The sequence below is a fragment of the Pseudomonas sp. 2VD genome (genome assembly GCF_005503585.1).
Classification (GTDB): Bacteria; Pseudomonadota; Gammaproteobacteria; order Pseudomonadales; family Pseudomonadaceae; genus Pseudomonas; species Pseudomonas aeruginosa.
This window is the reverse complement of record NZ_SCND01000638.1, coordinates 1-1,512: the sequence shown is the minus strand read 5'-3', so window position 1 is coordinate 1,512 and position 1,512 is coordinate 1. Positions and strand designations below refer to the sequence as shown.

Annotated in this window: 1 protein-coding gene and 1 pseudogene; both read right to left on the bottom strand. The window is 69.0% G+C overall.

Annotation, left to right across the window (positions count from 1 at the left end):
- A pseudogene (gene mexY / locus FFS27_RS32675) lies at positions 1–1,218 on the bottom strand (multidrug efflux RND transporter permease subunit MexY); the annotation flags it as partial.
- Positions 1,219–1,233: 15 nt separating this feature from the next.
- A partial coding sequence (locus FFS27_RS32670) for an HlyD family secretion protein (protein WP_171019287.1) occupies positions 1,234–1,512 on the bottom strand: 279 nt, incomplete at its 5' end.

Here is a 1,512-nt window from a genome sequence, read left to right as displayed (position 1 = left end):
GTCCACCAGGATGCCGATCGCCAGGACCATGCCGAACATGGTCAGCACGTTGATCGAGAAGCCCAGGCCGAGCATCACCGTGAAGGTGCCGAGCAGGGCCACCGGCACCACCAGCGTCGGGATCAGGGTGGCGCGGAAGTTCTGCATGAACAGGTACATCACGGCGAACACCAGCAGCATCGCCTCGAGCAGGGTGCTGACCACCTTCCTGATCGAGATCTCGACGAACGCCGAGGTGTCATAGGGGATGTTGTAGCTCACGCCCTCCGGGAAGTAGCGCGACAGCTCGTCGAGGGTGGCGCGGATGCGCTTGGCGGTGGCCACCGCGTTGGAGCCGGGCGCCATCTTCACCGCCAGGCCGGTGGCGGTCATCTGGTTGACCCGCGAGACGAAGCCGTACTCGCTCTGGCCGAACTCGACGCGGGCCACGTCGCGCAGGCGGATCGCGCCGCCGTCGGCGCGGATGCGCAGCGGAATCTCGCCGAACTGCTCGGGCGTCACCAGGGTGTCGTCGACCTTCACCGTGGCGCTGATCGGCGCCGAGTCGGGGACCCCGAGGTTGCCGATGTCGCCCACGGTGAGGCGGGCGTTGTGCCGGCGCACGGCGTTGACCAGGTCGCTGGCGCTGAGGTTCATCGAGGTCAGCTTGGCCGGGTCGGGCCAGATGCGCATGGCGTACTCGGCGCCCCAGGTCTCGACCTTGCCCACGCCCTCCACCCGGCGCAGCGCCTGCAACACGTTGGACGAGGCGATCTCGCCCAGCTCCATGGCGTCGTAGCGGCCGCTGGAGGAGGTAAGGGTGACGATCAGCTGGATGCTGTCCGCCGCCTTCTCCACATAGATGCCGTCGCGCCGCACCGACTCGGGCAGGCGCGACTCGACGATCTTCAGGCGGTTCTGCACTTCCACCGCAGCGAGGTCGGCGTTCACGCCCTGGCGGAAGGTCAGGGTCAGCGAAGCCTGGCCGGTGCTGCTGGTGGCCTTGGTGTAGAGCAGGCCGGGCGCGCCGTTCATCTCGCGCTCGATGATCGCGGTCACCGCTTCCTCGACCACCTTGGCCGAGGCGCCGGGATAGCTGGCGCTGACGTTGACCACCGGCGGCGCGATGTCCGGGTACTGGGCGACCGGCAGGAAGCGGATCGCCAGGACCCCGGCGAGCACGATCAGCAGGGAGATCACCCAGGCGAAGACCGGCCGGTCAATGAAGAAACGAGCCATTCGTAGCGTTCTCCGTCACTGGCCCGCCGGCGAGGCGGCCAGCGGTGAGGGGGCGTCGGCGCTGGCCGGCTGGCGGACCACCGCCTGGACGCTGGAGCCGGCGGCATGCTGGGCGGCGTTCTCGACGATCACCCGCTCGCCGCCCTTGAGCCCGCGGCTGATGATCCAGTCGCGGCCCTGCAGGGTGTCGGCGCGGACCTCCACGTCTTCCACCACGCCCTGTGGGTTGACCACCTTGACCACGGCGGACTGGGCGGTACGGATCAGCGCGTCGCGCGGGACGGTGATCGCCTG